General features: G+C 44.9%; 21 protein-coding genes. 8 read left to right on the forward strand and 13 right to left on the reverse strand.

What is annotated here, in order from left to right; all coding sequences use genetic code 11:
• From ACRN9H_RS07595 to hemC, 5 genes are all read right to left on the reverse strand, one after another.
• On the reverse strand, positions 1-1,051 hold a 1,051-nt coding region (locus ACRN9H_RS07595), incomplete at its 3' end, for a retention module-containing protein (protein WP_432313156.1).
• Between the two features lie 427 nt (positions 1,052-1,478).
• Positions 1,479-2,645: a heme biosynthesis HemY N-terminal domain-containing protein gene (locus tag ACRN9H_RS07600; RefSeq protein WP_432313157.1), complete on the reverse strand. Its 1,167-nt coding sequence runs from the start codon at positions 2,643-2,645 to the stop codon at positions 1,479-1,481.
• Entirely contained in the window at positions 2,642-3,811 is a 1,170-nt protein-coding gene (locus ACRN9H_RS07605; RefSeq protein WP_432313158.1) for a uroporphyrinogen-III C-methyltransferase, read from the reverse strand. The genes ACRN9H_RS07600 and ACRN9H_RS07605 overlap by 4 nt, the downstream gene beginning before the upstream one ends.
• Before the next feature lie 60 nt (positions 3,812-3,871).
• Positions 3,872-4,612: a uroporphyrinogen-III synthase gene (locus ACRN9H_RS07610; RefSeq protein ID WP_432313159.1), complete on the reverse strand. Its 741-nt coding sequence runs from the start codon at positions 4,610-4,612 to the stop codon at positions 3,872-3,874.
• Positions 4,613-4,616: 4 nt separating this feature from the next.
• The gene (gene hemC / locus ACRN9H_RS07615; protein WP_432313160.1) at positions 4,617-5,549 is read right to left on the reverse strand and encodes a hydroxymethylbilane synthase; all 933 of its coding nucleotides are present in this window, start codon (positions 5,547-5,549) and stop codon (positions 4,617-4,619) included.
• 195 nt (positions 5,550-5,744) lie between these two features.
• Between hemC and ACRN9H_RS07620 the strand changes: the two genes are divergently transcribed.
• On the forward strand, positions 5,745-8,156 hold the full coding sequence (locus ACRN9H_RS07620) for a class I adenylate cyclase (protein ID WP_432313161.1): 2,412 nt from the start codon (positions 5,745-5,747) through the stop codon (positions 8,154-8,156).
• Positions 8,157-8,260: 104 nt separating this feature from the next.
• Here ACRN9H_RS07620 and cyaY read toward each other — a convergent pair whose 3' ends face one another.
• Entirely contained in the window at positions 8,261-8,590 is a 330-nt protein-coding gene (gene cyaY / locus ACRN9H_RS07625) for an iron donor protein CyaY (RefSeq protein ID WP_263188757.1), read from the reverse strand.
• Positions 8,591-8,669: 79 nt separating this feature from the next.
• Between cyaY and lptM the strand changes: the two genes are divergently transcribed.
• The 7 genes from lptM to ACRN9H_RS07660 all read left to right on the forward strand — a co-directional run bounded on the left by lptM (position 8,670) and on the right by ACRN9H_RS07660 (position 14,141).
• On the forward strand, positions 8,670-8,861 hold the full coding sequence (gene lptM, locus ACRN9H_RS07630) for an LPS translocon maturation chaperone LptM (RefSeq protein ID WP_432313162.1): 192 nt from the start codon (positions 8,670-8,672) through the stop codon (positions 8,859-8,861).
• A 42-nt stretch (positions 8,862-8,903) separates the two neighbouring features.
• On the forward strand, positions 8,904-10,148 hold the full coding sequence (gene lysA, locus ACRN9H_RS07635; protein WP_432313163.1) for a diaminopimelate decarboxylase: 1,245 nt from the start codon (positions 8,904-8,906) through the stop codon (positions 10,146-10,148).
• Between the two features lie 75 nt (positions 10,149-10,223).
• Positions 10,224-11,051: a diaminopimelate epimerase gene (gene dapF / locus ACRN9H_RS07640; RefSeq protein ID WP_263188752.1), complete on the forward strand. Its 828-nt coding sequence runs from the start codon at positions 10,224-10,226 to the stop codon at positions 11,049-11,051.
• Positions 11,048-11,677: a DUF484 family protein gene (locus tag ACRN9H_RS07645; RefSeq protein WP_432313164.1), complete on the forward strand. Its 630-nt coding sequence runs from the start codon at positions 11,048-11,050 to the stop codon at positions 11,675-11,677. Before dapF ends, ACRN9H_RS07645 begins: the two co-directional genes overlap by 4 nt.
• A 60-nt stretch (positions 11,678-11,737) precedes the next feature.
• Positions 11,738-12,658 carry a tyrosine recombinase XerC gene (gene xerC / locus ACRN9H_RS07650; RefSeq protein ID WP_432313165.1) on the forward strand — a complete coding sequence of 307 codons (921 nt, stop codon included), beginning with the start codon at positions 11,738-11,740 and terminating at the stop codon, positions 12,656-12,658.
• On the forward strand, positions 12,658-13,389 hold the full coding sequence (locus ACRN9H_RS07655) for an HAD-IA family hydrolase (RefSeq protein ID WP_432313166.1): 732 nt from the start codon (positions 12,658-12,660) through the stop codon (positions 13,387-13,389). The genes xerC and ACRN9H_RS07655 overlap by 1 nt, the downstream gene beginning before the upstream one ends.
• Before the next feature lie 173 nt (positions 13,390-13,562).
• Complete coding sequence (locus ACRN9H_RS07660; protein ID WP_432313167.1) at positions 13,563-14,141, forward strand: HupE/UreJ family protein; 579 nt, start codon at positions 13,563-13,565, stop codon at positions 14,139-14,141.
• Between the two features lie 60 nt (positions 14,142-14,201).
• On the opposite strand, the gene ACRN9H_RS07665 is transcribed toward ACRN9H_RS07660, so the two are convergent.
• From ACRN9H_RS07665 to fliN, 7 genes are all read right to left on the reverse strand, one after another.
• Positions 14,202-14,705 carry an AlbA family DNA-binding domain-containing protein gene (locus ACRN9H_RS07665; RefSeq protein WP_432313168.1) on the reverse strand — a complete coding sequence of 168 codons (504 nt, stop codon included), beginning with the start codon at positions 14,703-14,705 and terminating at the stop codon, positions 14,202-14,204.
• Positions 14,706-15,211: 506 nt separating this feature from the next.
• On the reverse strand, positions 15,212-17,293 hold the full coding sequence (gene flhA, locus ACRN9H_RS07670) for a flagellar biosynthesis protein FlhA (protein ID WP_432305908.1): 2,082 nt from the start codon (positions 17,291-17,293) through the stop codon (positions 15,212-15,214).
• 15 nt (positions 17,294-17,308) lie between these two features.
• On the reverse strand, positions 17,309-18,436 hold the full coding sequence (flhB, locus tag ACRN9H_RS07675) for a flagellar biosynthesis protein FlhB (RefSeq protein WP_432305909.1): 1,128 nt from the start codon (positions 18,434-18,436) through the stop codon (positions 17,309-17,311).
• A complete protein-coding gene (fliR, locus tag ACRN9H_RS07680) occupies positions 18,433-19,212 on the reverse strand; it encodes a flagellar biosynthetic protein FliR (RefSeq protein WP_432313169.1) in 780 nt (259 codons plus the stop codon). Before fliR ends, flhB begins: the two co-directional genes overlap by 4 nt.
• Position 19,213: 1 nt before the next feature.
• Positions 19,214-19,483 carry a flagellar biosynthesis protein FliQ gene (fliQ, locus tag ACRN9H_RS07685; protein ID WP_076499001.1) on the reverse strand — a complete coding sequence of 90 codons (270 nt, stop codon included), beginning with the start codon at positions 19,481-19,483 and terminating at the stop codon, positions 19,214-19,216.
• Positions 19,484-19,488: 5 nt separating this feature from the next.
• Positions 19,489-20,220, reverse strand: a complete 732-nt coding sequence (gene fliP / locus ACRN9H_RS07690; RefSeq protein ID WP_432305911.1) for a flagellar type III secretion system pore protein FliP — start codon at positions 20,218-20,220, stop codon at positions 19,489-19,491.
• Positions 20,217-20,576 (reverse strand): flagellar motor switch protein FliN, encoded by a 360-nt coding sequence (gene fliN, locus ACRN9H_RS07695; RefSeq protein ID WP_076498996.1) that lies wholly within the window; start codon positions 20,574-20,576, stop codon positions 20,217-20,219. The genes fliP and fliN overlap by 4 nt, the downstream gene beginning before the upstream one ends.
• Position 20,577 lies beyond the last annotated feature (1 nt).

Raw genomic sequence — 20,577 nt, forward strand, 5'->3', positions numbered from 1 at the left:
TGCCATCGGCACTTAACACCACAAAGGTTTCAACCTTGGTTTCGCCTTCGCCCAGATACTGCACGTCCGCGTTCGCGACGTTGTAGATCCAGTTGCCGCTTGCATCAATGGCTAAAGTGCCCAGCGCGCCAACACTGGGCGTACCGTTGCCCACTTGGAATACCGCTTGGCCGCCATCGGCATCGGTAATGGTTAAGGCGCCGCTGTCGGTTAAGGTTGGGTTGCTCGCATCTTCGGTGACCGCGCCGACATCATCGCCAGCAATTATCGGTGCATCGCCGATAGGTGTGATATTAATTGTTAATGTCGCGCTTGCACCAGTATTGGTTGTGTAGGTAATAACCGGGACTTGGCCATTCCAGTTTTCATTAGGTGTGAAAGTGTACGAGCCATCAGGGTTTAATATTAATGAGCCTCCCTCGAGGGTGACCTCTGTACCAGCTGCGTAGGTTGTTCCATTTATGTCGAAACTAACAACGCTTAAGATCGAATCGACATCGTTGTCGTTATCAAGAATATTGCCAGAGGCAATGGTGTCTTCGTCGACAATATTACTGTCATTATTAAGGACTGAAGGGGAGTCAGTAGCAATAGTTTGTTCTGGTGTATTAGCAACTGTCGCAGCGAATGATTGACCTGAGGTTGAGTAGCCTGAGCTTGCTATGATCTCACTACCACCACGGGCTAAAGTGACATAGCCTGAGTTACCGTCACGACCAGGTGTATTTCCCGCTGCGGTTTCTGGTAGGCTTTTAGTTGGGTCTTCGCCTGATGCGATAAGATCTTGTAACGCTTGGATTTCATCTAAAGCTGCTTCATTAGTTGCAGTGGGAGTTACCGCGGCTACTGTATTGGGTTCAACCTCGTTAGATAGCTTAGTGCCATCATCGAAGGTGATTTCATAGGTCGCGTTATCGCCAATATCGAGCACAGCACCTTTAGGGAGTTGTTCGCCATCCTTAGCGGGTTGCTTTGAACCATCAACTTCGATATCAATTTGCCCATTTACCAGCTTAAGCAAACCTTTCTTTGATGTAATTACCGATCCCATAGTAAGCTCCCAACAGCCAAGTGTGTTAATCCACGACGCATAAATCCAACAAATATGTTAGATCGCGATACAATTGGTGAAATTTTAGCTAATAGAGTGGGGTAAGTCAATTTTTTGACGCGACTGTATCGTTTAATTTATATGGGTTTTAGTAAGGTAACGGTATAAAAGTGTCAAAATGTAAAGGTGTTACTAGATGTAGTAGCTAAACTTATAATGTGGGCTGTATTTAGTGTATCTAACTTATATAAAGAAACATATGTATAACAAATCAATCTTGAATTAGAGATTTATAAATTATAAAAATGATTTTTTTACACTCAAATATAGGTGGGTTTTTCGGGGGCTAGCAGCGTATCGTTCGATATTGATGCCGTGATTCATTATTTATAACATCACGGCACCGATTATAGCTTGATTAAGGGAATTACAGATTAGCAGCCTGACGATAACTTTGATTGGCGTTACTTTGCTCGCCTAACTGTTCTTGGATCCGAGCTAAGGCTAACCAAGATGCCTTTGTCGGTTCTAGCCGGCAAACATTTTGCCAGCAAGTTTTTGCTTCTTTCATTTCCCGCGTTTGCTGATATAGCTTGGCTAAGCATATCTGGTAGTCTGCATTATGTTCATGAGTCACTTCATATTTTAGTAACTCTTTACGGATCTCGGAGTCTTGAGCTGTGGCTATCTCGGGGATAGCTTGTAGTAATGTGGGTTCTGGAGAGTGGCGCAATTTTTTCGAGAGTAGTTTCATTGCTTGGTCTTTACGATTAAAGCGGCATAAACCCGTAGCATAAATCGCTAAAAATTCAGACTGATTGCGTTCACTGCGTGGTAACCATTGCCAACATTGCTCTAAGGCCTCCTCACCTTTAATCGTTGCAGCTTGGAGTAACGCGCTATGAGTGGTGATATTAAGCTCATTTAGCTGAGTATCATCAAGGATTTGGCGTTTCTTCAAAATAGGTAACAGTAGTTTAAGCGCATCCCAATCTTCTTGTGCTTGATATAACTCAAGGGCAAGTTTAAGTACTGGAATTTTGCTTTTACTCGTAGGCGATAACTTGTCGAGTTCGACACGAGCTAAGGCTAATTCCCCTTGTTTTAAAAGATATCGAGTGCGCGTGGTTGTAACCGCGTTTGCCGCCAGCGGTTGTGCGGCTGCGCGATTAAGATAGTAGTCACGCTCGACTATTTTTTGTTGATAGTGTGCAGCACGTGCGGCGGCAAGTAAATTAAGCGCAGGGAGCTCACCGTTGTCAGCGCCTTTAATCATCGCTCGTTCTGCTGCTGGCCAATCTTCTTCTGCCAGTGCTAATGCGCCCATTAATGTATGTTTTTTGGCAGAGCGTCGGCGCCAATGATGGGGGATAAAACGGCTACGTAACATTAGATTAATAGCGGTAATCACTAACCATTCGAGTATTTGAAATACAGCATAAAATATAATTAAAGCCACTACTCCAAAGACTAAACTGGTTTCTATTTGATAATCACCAGCGGCAATATATACATACCCAGTATTACCGACTAACCAAGGGCTGATGCATAAACCGATCAGCACTATGACTAAGAAAATTAATATTTTAATCATAGCGGTGTATCCTCTGATAAGGTGAGTTCACCATAGCTTGTGAGCTGTAATAGCAGAGGTTTTGCGGCAAAGGATTTTACGGTGATAGGGTCAAGCTCTAAGGTTGCTAATTTATCAATTTCAGCAATGGCTTCGACCGTTTTATGATCTTGTATATCAAAGTAGGTTTGGATCCATTTGCGTGCCATCATGAGCGATTGGTGATATGAAGCTCTGTCGTAGCGATATAGCGCAAGTTGGCATTGCAATAGTTTATGACGAATATTCTCAACCAGATACCACTGCTGCTCCGGTGCGAGTAAGGCGGGCGCATCGGCGTTTTTATGGCGGATAGTGATAAAGTCTTCAGTTAATGCTTTCCACGTTTTACCTAAATTGCTTTGCCAGTCGCTTAAATTGCCAGTAATCACAGTGTCTTGTGGTGCATCGGCGTCAACATCGGAGCGATTAAGCGGTAATTTATCGAGTTGCTCAATTAAGGTATCCAGGGTTAATACACTACCGTCAATGTCGGTCGTTTTTATGCTAGCTGTTGCGGCGATATCTTTTGCCAGTGCTTTACGAATCGGTAATAACGCAGGATTGTTCATTGCAGCGATGGTTTCATCTGCCGATTTTAATAAATCAGTCGCAGTGCGGGGATCTTTCTCTAGCCATAGTTTACGACCTGCCATGTTCACTAGATATTCGGCTTCTGAGGCCATCCAATGAGTTGGGCTGCGCTGGGCGAGTTTGTTGATCCTGTCCTGCAATTGCTTTTGTTCTTCTGTTAATTGAGCTAGTTCTTGGTAAGTCTTAGCATCATTTAGCTGTTGCTGTTCAAGTTGACCAATACGTTGATTGGGTTGTAGCAGTGCTTGTTGTAATTGCTCCTGCAAGGCGAGATTTTTCTCATTCTGCGTCAACAACTGTTGTTGCATCTGTTGATACAACATAAAGCCGCCACCAAGGGAGCATACTGTTAAGCCTAGTGCTAATAAAACCCCCAAACGAATTGCCCATGAGCTTCTAATGGATACTGTGCTTTGTGTTTTGGCTTTGCTTGTTGGCGTTTCAGCGGATGATGTTGAAGTTGTGGACGTGTCATCACTCATTACCGATGGCACAATCACATTAGGGGTCGCTTCTGATTCGGTGTTTTTTGTGTCGTGCTTGTTGTTATCCATTTAACAGTCCTTGAAAACATGCTACTGCCGAAATTCGAGTTAAATCGGGCTAAATAGCGCTTAGAGTTTAAGGGCGTTTAGCACGGCTTTGTTGTTGGCTGCATTGGCGTTGGTAACTTGAGTTATACCAAAGGAGCGAGCTTGAGCTTCTACTCGATGACTTGGGACTATGATATGACATGAGCGCAGCCATGCAAATAACTCTTTTGGCACTAAATTAATCAAATTATCCAGAGTTTCACCGCTGGTGATGACAATAGTATCTATCCCGCTGCGTTGCCATTGCTGGGTGATATGCCGTCCATCTAGCGGTGGGCAAGCTCGTTGATACACTTCCCAATAGCGTACATTGGCGCCGCGCTTAGCTAATTGCTCCGCTAAGGCTTCACGGCCTCCGACACCACGAATAATAGTAATCTTTTTATCTTGAATATGTTGCAGCGGCGCGAGCGTGAGTAATCCCTCTGTTTGCTGGCAATCATCTGGGGCTTCGAGGGCGCAAATATCGAGTTTATCTAATGCTTCCCATGTTGCATGTCCTACGGCGAAATATTGAGCTTGAGGCCATGTTTGGGTTTGTGGATCTGCAGCGGTTAAAGCGTCGTCAGCAAAGGTTACCGCATTGGCGCTGATGCAGATAATCATATCGGCGTTGGCCAGTGGGTGCGCGGTATTTGTTACGATAGGGGGCATTGCTTGAACACACAATAGAGGTGTGACCCAGTGGGCGATGCCTCGTTCATTCAAGGCATCAACCATAGACTGATTGCGCCCCTCAGGGCGCGTCAGTAAGACTTTCATCGACTTAAGCTTTAGCGTAAACGGCGTCGAGTATACTTTTTGCGCCTTTGCTTAAGAGTTCTTCAGCAAGGGCAATGCCTAATTGTGTCGATTCGGTTTTGGGGCCGGTAATCACGCCTTCGATGATTTCGCTGCCATCAGGGTTACCGACAAGACCGCGTAGTGTCATCTCATCACCTACAATCTCAGCAAAAGCACCAATCGGTACTTGGCAACCGCCTTCTAGACGAGTGTTCATCGCGCGCTCAGCGATAACGCGGTAACGCGTTTCTAAATGTTCTAATGGAGCAAGTAGGGCTTTAACACGCTCATCATTAGTGCGGCACTCAATACCAACGGCACCTTGGCCATTAGCGGGTAATGATTCTTCTGGAGAGATAAAGTTTGCAATTCTGGCTGACAATTTGAGGCGAATAAGCCCTGCAGCAGCAAGAATAATGGCATCGTATTCGCCGTTATCAAGCTTGGCTAAACGCGTACCTACGTTGCCACGTAAATCTCTAATCACAATATCAGGGCGCGCTGCACGTAATTGGCATTGACGACGTAAACTTGAAGTACCAACGACAGCGCCTAGTGGTAATTCGCTGATAGTTTTATATAAATTTGATACAAAAGCATCACGTGGGTCTTCGCGCTCACAAATAATCTCAAGTCCTAAGCCTTCAGGGAAATCGACCGGTACATCTTTCATTGAATGCACTGCGATATCGGCTTGACCTTCTAATATGGCTACTTCGAGTTCTTTAACAAATAAGCCTTTGCCGCCAACTTTAGCTAACGGCGTGTCTAACATGACATCGCCTTTGGTGCTCATGGGCAGTAGTTCAACCACAATACCTGGGTGAATACGCTCTAATTCAGCTTTAACAAATTCAGCTTGCCACATGGCTAGCGGGCTCTTACGAGTAGCAATACGAATGTGATTTTGAGACATGCTTGAGTTTCCATCAAAGATCATAGTTGCGCCAATGCTAACATTGGCACATCGTTTATGTAAGGAAGCCGTGTTGATTCTTTGAAGTCTGCGAGGTTCTGAGTTGAACATAAGTGTGACGTGGCTCACGTTTGGTTGCTCGAATTTACAAAAGTGTTAACATGAGCACATTCTTCATATGCGCCGTGTTTTTGAATGGATCAGCAAATACAATTTCCTGATATAGCCGAAAAGCTTAATAAAGTGCGAATAGCGCGTGCCTTAGTGTTGCTGTCACCTCTGCAAAAGCACTTATTTCACTTGATTCCCTTTCTAATTCATCAAAATAACCTTAGGTATCCTGGTTATAGTTCTCCCAATACGCCCTGTGGAATTAACGAATATATTGTTGGCGGGGTAGAGTCCCAAGCCTGTGACGTATTTTCGCTGCCATTTATGACTGAACAGGCTGACGTTAATGCGTTTGAAGGCGTTTATGCTATGGGGAGCACTGGCAGTTTTGGCCAAAACACTAAGAGTGATGTGGATGTTTGGCTGATTCACCGTGCCAATTTGTGTGCTGAAGAACTGGCGTTGATCAGGGTTAAGACCAACAGGTTGACTGCTTGGTTTGCCGAGTATCAGTTTGAGGTTAATTTTTATTTAGTTCACCCGCAACAGTTTTGTGGCGATCAGGCTATCCATGGTTGCCAATTATCAATGGCCCATGAACACAGTGGTAGCACTCAGCACTGGTTATTACTTGAAGAGTTTTATCGTAGCCAAATTCGTCTGGCGGGTAAAACGATTGCATGGTGGCCAGATGCGAAACTCAATCCCGCACTGTTATCTTTAGGCGATGTACACGAACTGCCTGCGAGTGAATATTTTGGCGCTTCATTATGGCAACTCTATAAAGGGTTAGATAAACCCCATAAAGCTTTGATTAAAGTATTATTACTTGAAGCTTATGCTAGTGATTATCCTCATTCTAGCTTGCTTTGCGATCGACTGTGGCAGCGATCTTTAGCGGGAGATTTCTCAACCTCAAATGATGCTTATTATTCTATTTACGAGATCATTGAAACCTATTTACTTAAGCAGAATGATACCCGTCGACTTGAGATTGTACGCCGCTGTTTTTATCTGAAATGTGGTGTGTATTTGAGCCGCGTTCAAGAGGGGAAAGATTGGCGCTATTCTAAATTAAAACAGTTAGTACAGGACTGGCAGTGGCCCGATAGCTTAATTGCGACTCTAGACGATTGTGAACATTGGCACAGTGGTCAACTCAATTGGTTTAACGAGCAGCTTAACGAACTATTATTGGCAAGTTATCAAACCTTACTGCGTTTCGCATCGGCGCATGCATTAAATGAAGATTTGCGGATTGAAGAACTCGGTATGTTGACTCGTAAATTACATACCTATTTTAGCCAAGATGAAGATCAAATCGCTAAGCTTAATTTGTTATGGAGCGCTTCAGTTGCCGAGTCTGAAGTCACTATGGTGTCAAGCTCCCGCGTACGTGAGTACTACCTTTATCGACAAGGGCCACAGCCACAAAATCTATTAGGTGAATCTGCGATATGTAAAGGTAAGGCGCCATCAACCTTGATGATTTGGGCTTGTTTAAACGGGGTTTCGACACCTGAAACCAAATGGCATGAGTTTGGTCAGAGTAAAGCCAAATCGCGACGCCTTACCGAAGCCTCAAAGCGGCTGCTTAATTTTATTGGCCACGATTGGCGCGTATCAAAGTTGGATTTATGTAAACCTTGGCACTTCCGTAAATTAATTTTTATGCTCAATTTAGACTGCGATCCCACGATTGAATGGCTAGGACAGGAAATGATGGTCGATGTGATGAACGCGAACGTGTTTGCACTTGGACGTCAAAAAACCAATATGCTCGGTGCATTAGATGCAATTTGTTTAAATAGTTGGGGTGAGTGGCAATGTCATCGCTTTGAAGGCGATACCGCGATATTGCAGGCATTGGCCTTTGTAACGCCGGGACTCAGGCGTGCCAGTTTACCTGTGGATATCGATGTAATCAGCTGTTCACATAAATTACGGCCACAGCTTAAGCTGGCAGTAAAAACCTTACTTAAGCAAACAGTACGTTTGTGCCAACAAGTGCAGCAATCGAGTACCTTAGTGCAGCCATTGCAGATACGTCATACTCGTTATGGGATCTTTTTTAATCCATTAGGTATGGCCTATCAGGACTTGAGTGATGCAAAATCTTTTTATCAACAGCTATCCCGTAGTCACCTAGTGCAATTGCCGCGCCCTGAATTGGGTGATGATCCCTTTTCGAGCATGCCGAAGGTGGTGCAGACCTATGCCGCGAAAGGCACTATTCAGTATTTTCTGCGCCAACGGACCGATAACTTGGATGTGTTTATTCTTGATGAAGAAAACCAGTTAAGTCATTATGTTCAGGCGGGATCCAATATGGGCGAGTTAGTCAATAAGGTGAGTCATCACTATGTATTTGACGAGCATTATGCTTCACGTGCACGATTTAATATTCCACAATTTTTCCATCTAGTGCGAGTCATGGGCGAGTTAACGGTGGCACCTTTTGGTATGGATATTGCCGATCAAGATACTGAATTTTAATCCTACTTTTAAATAAATGGGCATACAGTTGGTTGAGAATAGATGGGGAATAAACAATGGGAGCCTTAGCTCCCATTTTTGTTTTGCGTTATAAACCGTTTTGATTAGAAACTGAGTTTAATTCCGCCTTGGCGCTGGATAGAGTCTTGTACGAATGGCATAAATTCGCTGCCATTACGCCCGTCAATCCATTTACCCTCTACAAAACCAAAATGGTATCCACCAAAGCGTGTGGCTAACCAAATCTCGTGTAAAGGTTCTTGCTTGTTGATCACAATCTTTGAGCCATCAACAAACTCTAATTGCAATACGTTGCCACTGGCATCGATATCGACATCGGCATCTTGCTCATCAATCGCAGTTTCAATTGCATTCTCTATCGCTTGGAACATGTCATCAGCGAGCTGGTGAAATTCTGTATCTGTCATGGCCATGCATTTCTGTCCTTTGCTTTCGTCAAGATGGATGCGATTATAAGGCCATTAGCCATCAGATGCACAGATGTTGAGAAAAATGAGACTGTTTTTATTGTTATTGCTTGGTAGCCTATTCATTACAGCATGTGGTCAGACAGGCCCGCTCTATCGAGCCCCCGCCACTGAGGTGAATCAGCCTAAAAAAGTCGAAGTGCCTAAAGCTGAGTCTGAAGCCGAAGAGATTAAGGCCGAAATTAGAGCGATAAAAGCACAAAAAATACAACAATAACAATCACTATCGCAGCGATAATGCGCAGTAAGGAATCAGACAGTGGATCACTTTCTATACCAAGATAATGCCTTGTATGCCGAAGGCTGCCAGGTTGCTGAATTAGCTAAAACTTATGGCACGCCGCTGTATATTTATTCGCGCGCGACCCTTGAGCGCCATTGGCATGCCTTTAATAATGCGGTGGCAGATCATCCGCATCTTATTTGCTACGCAGTGAAAGCCAACGCTAACCTTGCGGTATTGAATGTGTTGGCACGTTTAGGCAGTGGTTTTGATATTGTTTCTGGCGGCGAACTTGCCCGCGTCATCGAAGCCGGTGGCGATCCTGCTAAAGTGGTGTTCTCTGGCGTAGGTAAAACCGTTGCTGAAATGGAGCAAGCACTTAATCTGGGTATTTACTGTTTTAACGTTGAATCAAGCGCCGAGCTTGAGCAGTTAAATCAAGTCGCGGGCCGTTTGGGTAAAATCGCCCCAGTATCCCTGCGGATAAATCCTGATGTTGATGCAGGCACACATCCTTATATTTCGACTGGTCTTAAAGAAAACAAATTCGGTATTGCTATGGACGAGGCTGAAATTGTTTTCGCCCGTGCCCGTGTTTTACCTCATCTGCATGTTAAAGGTGTAGATTGCCATATCGGCTCGCAACTGACTGAAATTCAACCATTCCTTGATGCTATGGATCGTATGCTGGCATTAATCGATCGCCTTGCAGAGCAAGGTATTGTTATTGAGCATTTCGATGTCGGTGGCGGTTTAGGCGTGACTTATGATGATGAAACCCCGCCGCACCCTGATGTGTATGCCGCCGCCATATTGGCGCGTTTGGGCGACCGTCAACTGAAGCTGATCTTCGAGCCGGGCCGTGCAATAGCCGCTAATGCGGGGATTTTTGTTACTCAGGTACTTTACCTTAAAGAAAACAGTGACAAGCGTTTTGCGATTGTCGATGGCGCGATGAATGACTTGATCCGCCCAGCACTCTACAGTGCATGGCAAAAAATTATTCCCGTAGTGCCAAGAGACTCACAAGCCTATGATTTTGATATTGTGGGTCCTGTGTGCGAAACCGGTGACTTTTTAGGTAAAGATCGCAAACTCGCATTAGCGGCCGGTGATTTGCTTGCTGTACGCTCCAGTGGTGCCTATGGTTTCGCGATGGCTTCTAACTACAATACGCGTCCCCGTGCGGCCGAGATTATGGTTGATGGTGAGCGCGCTTATCTTGTGCGCGAGCGAGAAAAGTTATCGCAGCTCTGGCAAGGTGAGCAACTCCTGCCGTAAACTAGAAAAATATATTGATTCAGGCGTTTGGATTCATAGTTTATGAGCCGCGCCTTGGCTTAAAGGATAAGTATCTTGATCCAATTCACTAAGATGCACGGCCTCGGCAATGATTTTATGGTGGTCGATGGGATCACACAAAACGTGTTTTTTTCGCCAGAGCAAATCCGCCGTCTAGCCGACCGTAACTTTGGCATCGGTTTTGACCAACTTCTTTTAGTTGAGCCGCCCTATGATCCTGATTTAGATTTTCATTATCGTATTTTTAATGCTGACGGCAGTGAAGTCGAGCAGTGTGGTAATGGCGCGCGTTGTTTTGCCCGTTTTGTACGTAATAAGGGGCTGACCAATAAGAATAAAATCCGTGTTAGTACCTCATCTGGCAAAATGACACTGCGTTTGGAGCGTGATGGAACGGTTACCGTAAATATGGGTGTGCCGATTCTCGAACCGAGCCAAATTCCTTTTAAGGCCAAGAAACCCGAAAAAACCTATCTACTGCAAACACCACTACAAACTTTTTTATGTGGTGTTGTGTCGATGGGTAATCCACATTGTGTGCTCGATGTTGAAGATGTGGCGAGCGCCCCTGTGGCTGAAATTGGCGCTATGTTAACCAAACATGAGCGTTTCCCGCGCGGTGTCAATGTCGGTTTTATGCAAGTGGTAAATTCAGGCCATATTAAGCTGCGGGTGTATGAACGCGGTGCAGCTGAAACCTTAGCTTGTGGCACGGGTGCTTGTGCTGCTGTGGTTGTGGGCCAAATCCAAGGCAAGCTCGGACAACAAGTTCAGGTTGATTTACCCGGTGGCACGTTAAACATCAACTGGGAAGGTGAGGGTAAACCTTTGTGGATGACGGGTCCTGCACAGCATGTTTACGATGGACAAATTCAGTTATGACCGAGCCTTTGATGCCGCAGACCAATGTGCCCTTCGATGAGTTGATAATTCGTGAGTATCTACTCGATAATCCTAGCTTTTTTAATCGTTACCCTGAACTGCTGCTGGCGATGCGTTTACCGCACATGGAGCGTGGCGCGATATCCTTAGTAGAACGTCGCCAAGAAATGTTGCGCCAGCGAGTAAGCCAGTTGGAAGAAGAGATCACGAGTCTGTTAACCATGGCGACGCGTAACGAAAAAATTTATCAATTCAATACCGAACTATCCTTTAAGTTACTAAATTGTGCTGATTTGATCTCACTCAAGGAAGTCTTAGCAGATAGTTTGAAAATGCAGTTTAACTTTAGTCATGTGCGTTTAATCAGCGTTCTTGATGCTGATATGAAGGCAATATGGGATCAAAGGCTGCATAAAGGTCACTATTTTGGCCGCTTAACACAGCAAGAAGCCAAACGTTTATTTGGTAGTGAAGTTGGCTCGGTGGCACTGACTAGATTATCCGAAGATAACCCCGTCATTTTTGCGATTGCCAGCCAAGATGTGACTCATTTTCATCCTGATATAGATAACATGCTACTGGAACAATTACGGCGTTTACTGGCGCATATGCTCGCTAAGCTGTAATGGCGATAGGGTGACAATTGCTCACAGCCGCTTTGATAGTAAACCGATGAGGAAACCGAGATGAGTACGCAAGCAGGTGCAGTGTTGGCGCTTAATACTCAATGGTTACAAACCTTTGAACGCTATTTGAGTACTGAGAAGCAGTTGTCTGCCTATACAGTGCGTAATTACCTTTATGAGCTCAATCGTGGCAGTGCACTTTTACCTGAAAGTGTGCATCTACTTAATGTGAGCCGTGAGCATTGGCAGCAAGTATTAGCCAAATTACATCGCCAAGGTTTAAGCCCACGATCCCTTTCTCTGTGTTTATCTGCGGTAAAGCAATGGGGTGAGTTTCTACTGCGCGAAGGTGTGATCGAGCTTAATCCTGCCAAAGGTCTAAGTGCGCCGAAACAAGCTAAACCGCTGCCGAAAAATATCGATATCGATGCCATTACTCATTTGCTGGACATTGAAGGCACAGATCCCCTAAGTCTGCGAGATAAAGCCATGATGGAGTTGTTTTATTCCAGTGGCCTGCGTTTAGCTGAACTTGCGGCGCTTAATGTAGCTAGTGTGCAATACGACGTGAAAGAAGTGCGAGTTTTAGGTAAAGGTAATAAAGAGCGTATCGTCCCCGTCGGGCGTTTGGCGATTGATGCACTGCAGGCTTGGCTTAATTGTCGAAAACAAATTCCTTGTGAAGATAACGCCTTATTTGTGACTGAAAAAGGTAAGCGTTTATCCCATCGCAGTATTCAGGCGCGGATGGCAAAATGGGGTCAAGAGCAGGCATTGTCGGTGCGAGTTCATCCACATAAACTGCGTCATTCCTTTGCCACTCACATGTTAGAAGCGAGCGCCGATCTGCGGGCGGTGCAAGAATTATTGGGTCATGCCAACCTAGCGACCACACAAATTTATACCAGTTTGGATTTCCAACACTTAGCTAAGGTGTATGATAACGCTCATCCTAGAGCGAAAAAAACACAGGATAAATAATGCGTTGCTATCTTAGACCCCAAGATATTCAAGCGATAAGTTTCGATCTCGATGATACCTTATACGATAATCTCCCGCATATTCTAAATGCCGAAGCTGAGCTGGCGACATTTTTACAGCAAGCGTTTCCTTTGTCGCGAGTATGGCAAAACCATGATTGGCGCAGCTTAAAACTACAACTCCTGCAGCAACATCGCGAACTTGCCCACGACACCAGTGCAGCCCGTTTGGCTACGCTACGCCAAGGCCTAATACAGTTAGGTTATTCGGTTATGGATGCCGAGCGCGGCGCCGAGCAAGGGTTAGCGTGTTTTTATTTTCACCGCAGCCATTTTCGAGTGTCTGATGAAGTGCTGTTATTACTCAAGCGCTTGTCAGAGCATTTTAGATTGGTCGGCATCACCAATGGTAATGTGGATGCTGAGCGGATTGGTTTAGGCGATGCTTTTGAATTTGTGCTTCATCCTGGCAATGGCGTGCAGATGAAACCTGCCAAAGACATGTTCGAATTGGCTTGCTCGCGATTAAATATTGCGAGCAAGCATTTACTCCATGTGGGCGATAGTATGAATGCCGATGTTCGCGGCGCGCGGCTTGCTGGGTGTCAATCTGTGTGGTTGAACCCCAGTTTTGGTCGAATCGATTCGTTACCTATCGCAGCTTTATTACCACATTTAGAAATTACCTCTCTTGATGCTTTGACAAGAGTGCTAGCGATTGATGCAAGATAGTTCAGTGTAGATTATTGAGTCTGTATCTTTGCCAATCTAAGGGTGATTGAGATCAAGGTTTTAGCGCTATATTTGTATTAAAGTTAAGCATAAATTGAAGCACTCTAGGCGCTCTGTACTGATATTCAGATAGCTTAGTATCTATCATTAGAGTCACTGACTAAGGCTATTTTATGGCGCGTATCAGTTTGTTATTACTGCTCAGCTTATGTTGGATTGCGCCAGTATCGGCCCATGAAATTCATTCGGGCGGCGGCTTTATGTCAGGGTTTAATCATCCCGTATTGGGCTTTGATCATTTGCTGGCGATGTTGAGTGTGGGCATGTTGAGTACCCAGCTTGGTGGTCGCGCTATTTGGACTGTGCCACTCGCCTTTGTGGTCTTTATGTTGGTGGGTGGAATATTAGGTTTATACGGCATTGCTGTTCCTTTCGTTGAAATAGGTATCGCTTTATCTGTGCTGCTACTTGGGCTTGCTATCGCCTTTGACCGTCAAATTCCGCTGTTATTTGCCATGGCTTTTGTGGGTGTATTTGCTATTTTTCACGGTCATGCCCATGGCGCAGAAATGCCAGAATTGGCAAGTCCAGTCCTGTATGCCCTAGGATTTTTATTGGGTACTGCGGTCATTCATTTAGGTGGCGTAATGATAGGTCTTGGGATGCAGTGGCTGACAGGCCAACGCAACTTAATGCGTATTACGGGCGCCGCGATTGCCGCCATGGGGGGCTATTTATTAGCAGGATTGTGAGGCTGAGTGTAAGGCTATCGCAGGCTTATAATAAGTTTAGTCAGATTGTAGCTGTGTAAATTAACGCGCTTTGAGTTGTTTCATGCAGAGATGGGCGCGGCGTTGCATTAGATTGACCTGCCGACGACTCGCATGCATGTCGGCATCCCCCACCCGAAAATAACTTCCTGTATAGGGATCCCCACCTACATAAATAGGTTTTAGCTGTTCTGGCGCTGGCGGTACACGGATACGAATAAGCTTTTTATTCATAATTTCAATAATCTGTACATCTGAAACCGCTAAGATATTGTGACTGGTGCGGCTAGGATTATCGAGTATCTCCCAAAACTCTTGCAAAACGGGCAGGGGATTAGGGATGCCTTCAATACTGAAATGGCCGCGTTCCTCACGTACGCCTAAGATAATTTCACCACCTAATGTGTTGGCAAAGGAACTGTAGGTTGCCCAAATATCTTCGGGTAACTGACCTTGACCGTCACGGCCACCGGCGAGTTTAAATTCTACTTGGGCCGATTCATGTAAATCGGCAATATCATCGAGTGCAAATGATTGAAATGTCATGGCAGCTTTTCCGTCAGCGACACATGACTTGTTGTAGCATGTCGATAATCGAAAGGCCAGACTTAGGAGGCCACAGGTTTGGTTAAAGCTCGCTGTTGAAATGCAGCAGTCACTAGGGCGTGTTGACGTTTCGAGATGAAATTTTGTTCGCTCTGGCAAGCTCGTGATCACGAAACGAGGAGTGACGTGTAGTTATTCTACTCAAATGACGAGTGACAAAGAGCAAGAGCTTGCCAGACGAACCCTTCGGGCAGCGTTTGGCTGGCGTTTCTGCTGCGTTATCGCCCGTTTATGTAGAAGAACTACACTGCACGGGCTTTGCCTTACATAAAAGCCAGCCAACTCGCTGCAAAATAACCCTGAAACGTCAACACGCCCTAATAAAGCGATACTAAGCATGGCATAGCACCATTTGCTGCTTTGCAGGTTTATTATGGTCTCTGCAAAATCACTCGAGGCGCTTAGCGCCTCGAGTGATTTATATTTACCGATAACGATACGGTGGACTAGCCGAGTTGTCCTGCAATCATCAGTTCTTTTGTTTCAGGGACTTCATTGTAGGATAAAACATGGAGTCCTCGTGAGAAGGCGAGTGCATAACGCGCTAAGAAAGGTCTGAGCTGCGGCGATACAAGCAGGATAGGGTTGTAGCCTTTCTCTTTTGTTTCTGCCAGCAATTGGGGCATTCTTTGTTGCAGTTGTGCGAGCAAGTTTGGCTCAATGGGGAAGCTATCCAGCGCCACTTTGCCTTGCTGTTGTGACTGATTTAGCGCAGTCATTAAGGTTTGCTCTAACTCTGGAGTCAGAGTTAACACGTTTAACTGTGAGCTACTACCCGCAATTTGGTGCAATATACTGTTGCGCAAAGCACAGCGTACATCGGCAGCGAGTAAGACGGGATCTTTCGTTTGTTCACTGCATTCCAGCAGCGTGGTGGCTATGGTACGTATGTCTTTGAGTGGCACTTGTTCTTTAAGTAACAGACGGAAAACTTTAAGTAATTGTATCGTTGTTAAGCTTGTACTGAGAGATTCTGCAAGCTTTGGCGCCTGCTTACTTAACCTGTCAGTGAGTTGCATAATATCATCATGTTGCAACAATTCTGGCAGTGATTCTCGTAGCAGTTTACTGACATGAGTCGCAATGATAGTGGCATTATCGACGACGGAATAACCTAAGTTGAGTGCCTTTGCTTTTAAATCTGGCGCGATCCAAATGGCATCCATTTGATAAGCGGGTTCTTTAGTTAAAATACCATCAATTTTGCCATATACAGGGCCACTTTTTATCGCTAATAAAAGATCTGGTTCGAGTTCGGCAATCGCAACTTGGGTCCCCATAAAGTTTATTTGGTATGCATGTGGCGCTAACGCTAAGTTATCGCGCACTCTGACTTCCGATAATAGAAATCCGACTTGCTCTGAGAGTGTGCGCCTGATCCCTGTCAGACGTTTTTGTAATTCAGCCCCTTTAGTTTTTTCAACTAAGTGCACCAATCTATAGCCTAATCTGACTTCGATAATATCGGTAAACGGGAGCGACTCCCAGCTCGGGGCTGAGGGCTCTGTGAGACTGTTTTCTATTAGTTCTTCTGTTTTGTCCTCTGGGAGATATGTTTTATTTTGATTTTGTTTCCATGCGGCAAAACCCAGTAATATTGCAAAAGATAAGAAGACTAAAGCGGGCATTCCTGGGGTAATACCCAAGATTGTCATCACGACGGCGGCAGTCGCTAACGTTCTAGGGTTGGCGAGTAACTGGCGACTCAATTGAGTCGGCATTTCTTCTGCGTCAGATACTCGTGTAACAATAATTGCCGCAGCGGTGGCCAGTAGCAATGATGGGACTTGTGCGACGAGACCATCACCAATGGCTAATAACGCATAGGTTTTAAAGGCTTCTGCCGCACTGAGATCATGCATGAAGATACCGATGCTGATCCCGCCAATAATGTTGATGGCTAAAATTAATAGTCCAGCAATGGCATCGCCTCTAACAAACTTTGAAGCACCGTCCATAGAACCATAGAAATCGGCTTCTCTAGCTACATCTTGTCGACGTTGACTAGCTTGTTCGTGCGTCAGTGTTCCCGCATTAAGATCCGCATCGATTGCCATTTGTTTGCCGGGTAGAGCATCTAATGTAAAACGTGCTGATACTTCGGAGATGCGCTCGCCACCTTTAGTGATTACTACAAAGTTAATAATCATCAAGATTAAGAAGATAACAGCGCCAACAACATAGTTTCCGCCAATAACGACTTCACCGAATGCTTGAATAACTTTACCGGCAGCGTCCCCTCCTTCATGGCCTTCGATCAACACTACCCGTGTTGATGCGACGTTCAAGGTTAGGCGCATTAAGGTTGCGAGTAGCAATAAGGTAGGGAATACAGAAAACTCTAACGGCCGCCTAATAGACACACTTACCAGCAAGACCATGACTGCCAGCACGATGTTAAAGGTAAACAAAATATCCAGTAGCCATGCAGGCAATGGCAAAATCACCATGGCTAGAATAGCGAGCAGCATCACTGGAATACCAATATAGCTGTAGTTACCTGCAAAGGTGCGTGAAAGCCAATTCATAGATTAAACGATCCTTTAATCGTGACGTAAATTAGGTGGAATAAAAAAATGGGGTAAAGGGGCGGGTTTCTGTTGTAACCCTTTACGAGCCGCTTTGATCTGCATGACATAACTCAGTACATGTGCGATAGCGATAAAAAGTGCGCTGGGTATTTGCTGGTCAACCTGGGTTGAATGATAAATTGCCCGAGTCAGCGGCGGAATATCAATAATTTCAATATTATGTTTCTTTGCCAACTCACGCATATACAGCGCCAGCTCTTCGGTGCCTTTGGTTAACACATACGGCGCATCGGCCAAGTCTGGGTTGTATTTCAATGCCACCGCATAATGAGTGGGATTAACTAAGAGAACATCGGCTTTAGGTATAGTGATAGAGGCACGGGATTGGGCCATTCGCTGCTGTAACTGACGAATTTTGGCTTTAATCTCGGGCTTACCTTCTTGTTGGGTGTGTTCATCTTTAACTTCTTGACGAGACATACGTAATTCTTTGTTATGGCTCCAGTATTGATACGGTACGTCAATAAATGCGATAACTAGCAGCCCAGTTCCAAGGTAAAGCATACCTTGCGAGAGTAAATCAATACCATCCCGAACGGCTTCATCGATGGGTCGTTGGTTGTAACTGAGCAACGTCAATAGATTATCGTTCAAGAACACCAACATAATTCCGATAAGCAGCACGATTTTTAAGGTGGATTTGAACAACTCTACTAGTGATTTAGTGGAAAATATTCTTCCGATCCCTGGAATAGGATCAATGCGACTGTACTTAAAACTAGCATTGCCAAAATTGAATATTGGGCCACCCGGCAGTGCGCCTGCGATAGCAGCTAATAGTGCCACCATAATAAATAGCGGACTTAGCAGACTGAGCATTTCAACTAAGCTTGCCCCTAGGTGGCGCACCATCATATCCGGCTGGTCTAACTCTGCACGGGTAAGCAGCATATTGTATTTTGCTAAGCCGCTGGCTTTAGTGGCAAACCAATCGGCGTTACTGGTCAACATGATTGAGCAGCCCATAATCAGTGCCGCTGAGGCGAGATCCTTAGAGCGTGGGACCTGGCCTTCTTTTCTCGCTTTACGCTGTTTTTGGGGTGTTGCTTTCTCTGTTTTATCTTGCTTAGGTGTACTCATGTAATCCCACCGATAAACTGGTACATAGCCGTTAAGGCATCTAAACAAAGATCACTATAGCGACTAGGTATGCCGCTAAGTGACAGCAATACACAAACTAGGCCCATTAGCAGTGTCATTGGAAATCCGAGTGAAAAAATGTTTAATGAGGGCGCTGCACGGCTTAATACGCCAAAGGTAATATTAACCATTAACATGGCAAGCACTGCTGGAATGGCGAGCATGAAAGATGCTGCAAAAAGCCAGCCCATTCGGCTAATTAATCCCATCATGGGCAGGTCAAGAATGCCATTTCCTATCGGCCATAGGCGGAAACTATCGACAATAATATTCAGTGCGACTAAGTGACCATCGAGAGCGAGAAATATCAAGGTGCCAAAGATTTGTAACCACTCACTTAAGATTGGGTTGGTGTCGCCATTAGCCGGATCGTTCATTACCGCCATGGCTAAACCCATTTGCATGGACATGATGTTGCCAAGCATTGTCATCACATGGATTAAAAGCGTTAAAAAGAGCGCGAGCATAAATCCGATCAGTAACTGTTCAACAGCTAAAAATAAAGAACCTAACGATACTGCATCTATAGTAGGAACAGGCGGTAGCATAGGTGCCATAAGCCCCGCAATACTCAAGGCCAGACAGATGCGTACTATGACGGGAACATAGGCGTTCCCCAATAATGGCATCACCATAAAGGCACCCATGATCCGACAAAAAGGCCACCATAGGCTGCCAATAAACATGCTGATTTCTGTTGAGGTTAGTGACAGCATATCAACCGATAATATGAGGAATGTTCATAAATAATCGGTCAAACAAATCACTTAGCTGTTGGATAATCCATGTGCCTGAAAAAAGCACCATGAGTAAGGTAATGATAAGTCTGGGTAAAAAGCTTAATGTTTGTTCGTTAACTTGTGTGGCGGCCTGAAATACCGCAACGATAAGCCCGACAATGAGCCCCGGAGCGACAAGGGTTGAGACCATCATGATCACCAGAAACATGGAGTCGGCAAAAAGCGAAGTCAGTTCATTGACGTCCATGGCAGTTACCCGAAACTAGCGGTTAAAGTGCTAACAGTCATAGCCCAACCATCCACGAGGACAAAAATCATTAACTTAAATGGCAGTGAAATAATCAACGGCGATAGCATCATCATCCCCATTGACATTAAAACACTCGCGACCACGAGATCGATCACTAGAAAAGGTAAGAAGAGTAAAAAGCCAATTTGAAAAGCCGTTTTGAGCTCACTCAAAACAAATGCGGGCATAAGCACAAAAAAGGGCACTTCAGCAGCCTTTAGAGTGGTCGGTTCATTGGCAATTTTTAGCATTTGCTCAAGATCGGTTTCTCTGGTTTGGGCGAGCATAAATTGAGTTAACGGAACTTTACCAATGTTCACGGCTTCCATTAATTCAATTTTCCCTTGGTCATAGGGTAAGTAAGCTTCCTTATAAATTTTATCTCCTACTGGGCGCATAATAAAAATAGTCAGCACTAATGCAATGCCAACAAGCACCCGATTAGGCGGGCTTTGTTGTAATCCCAGTGCTTGTCTAAGAATGGCAAGTACAATAATAATTCTCGTAAAACTGGTGACCATCATCAACATCACAGGTAAAAAGCCTATGGCTGTCATGAGGGCTAAAATTTCGAGCTTAATGTTAACTGCTTGACTATCTTGAGCGCCATCGAGCGTAAATAAGGTTAGCCCTTCTGATGCGAGTGCCTGAGGAGTCATTAATAATAGCGACAGTAACAATAGCCGAAAGATCATTCGTGGCTTGCCCCACCTAAGTTGACGTTTTCTATTTCTAATAAACGCACGCCATATCGCCCAGCCACTTCAACAACTTCACCTCGGCCCAATAATGCGCCATTGACTCTGATATCAAGTGGTTCACCTACCATACGATCTAATGCGATAACATCGCCCTCACCCATACGATTTAACTCGCCCAAAGACATTTCTGCACTGGCAAGTTCTAAGGTGACTTGGACAGGGAGTTGCTGAAAAAAGTTATTATTTTTCAGTTTATGATTATGGGTATCGGGTTTTGAAAAATTCTCTTCAGAGAAAATATCGTCGTCTAATAAAAAATCGTTATCCGATAAAATAGGTTGCTCAGCCAAT

It is taken from the genome of Shewanella sp. MF08487 (assembly GCF_050848685.1).
GTDB lineage: Bacteria > Pseudomonadota > Gammaproteobacteria > Enterobacterales > Shewanellaceae > Shewanella > Shewanella glacialipiscicola.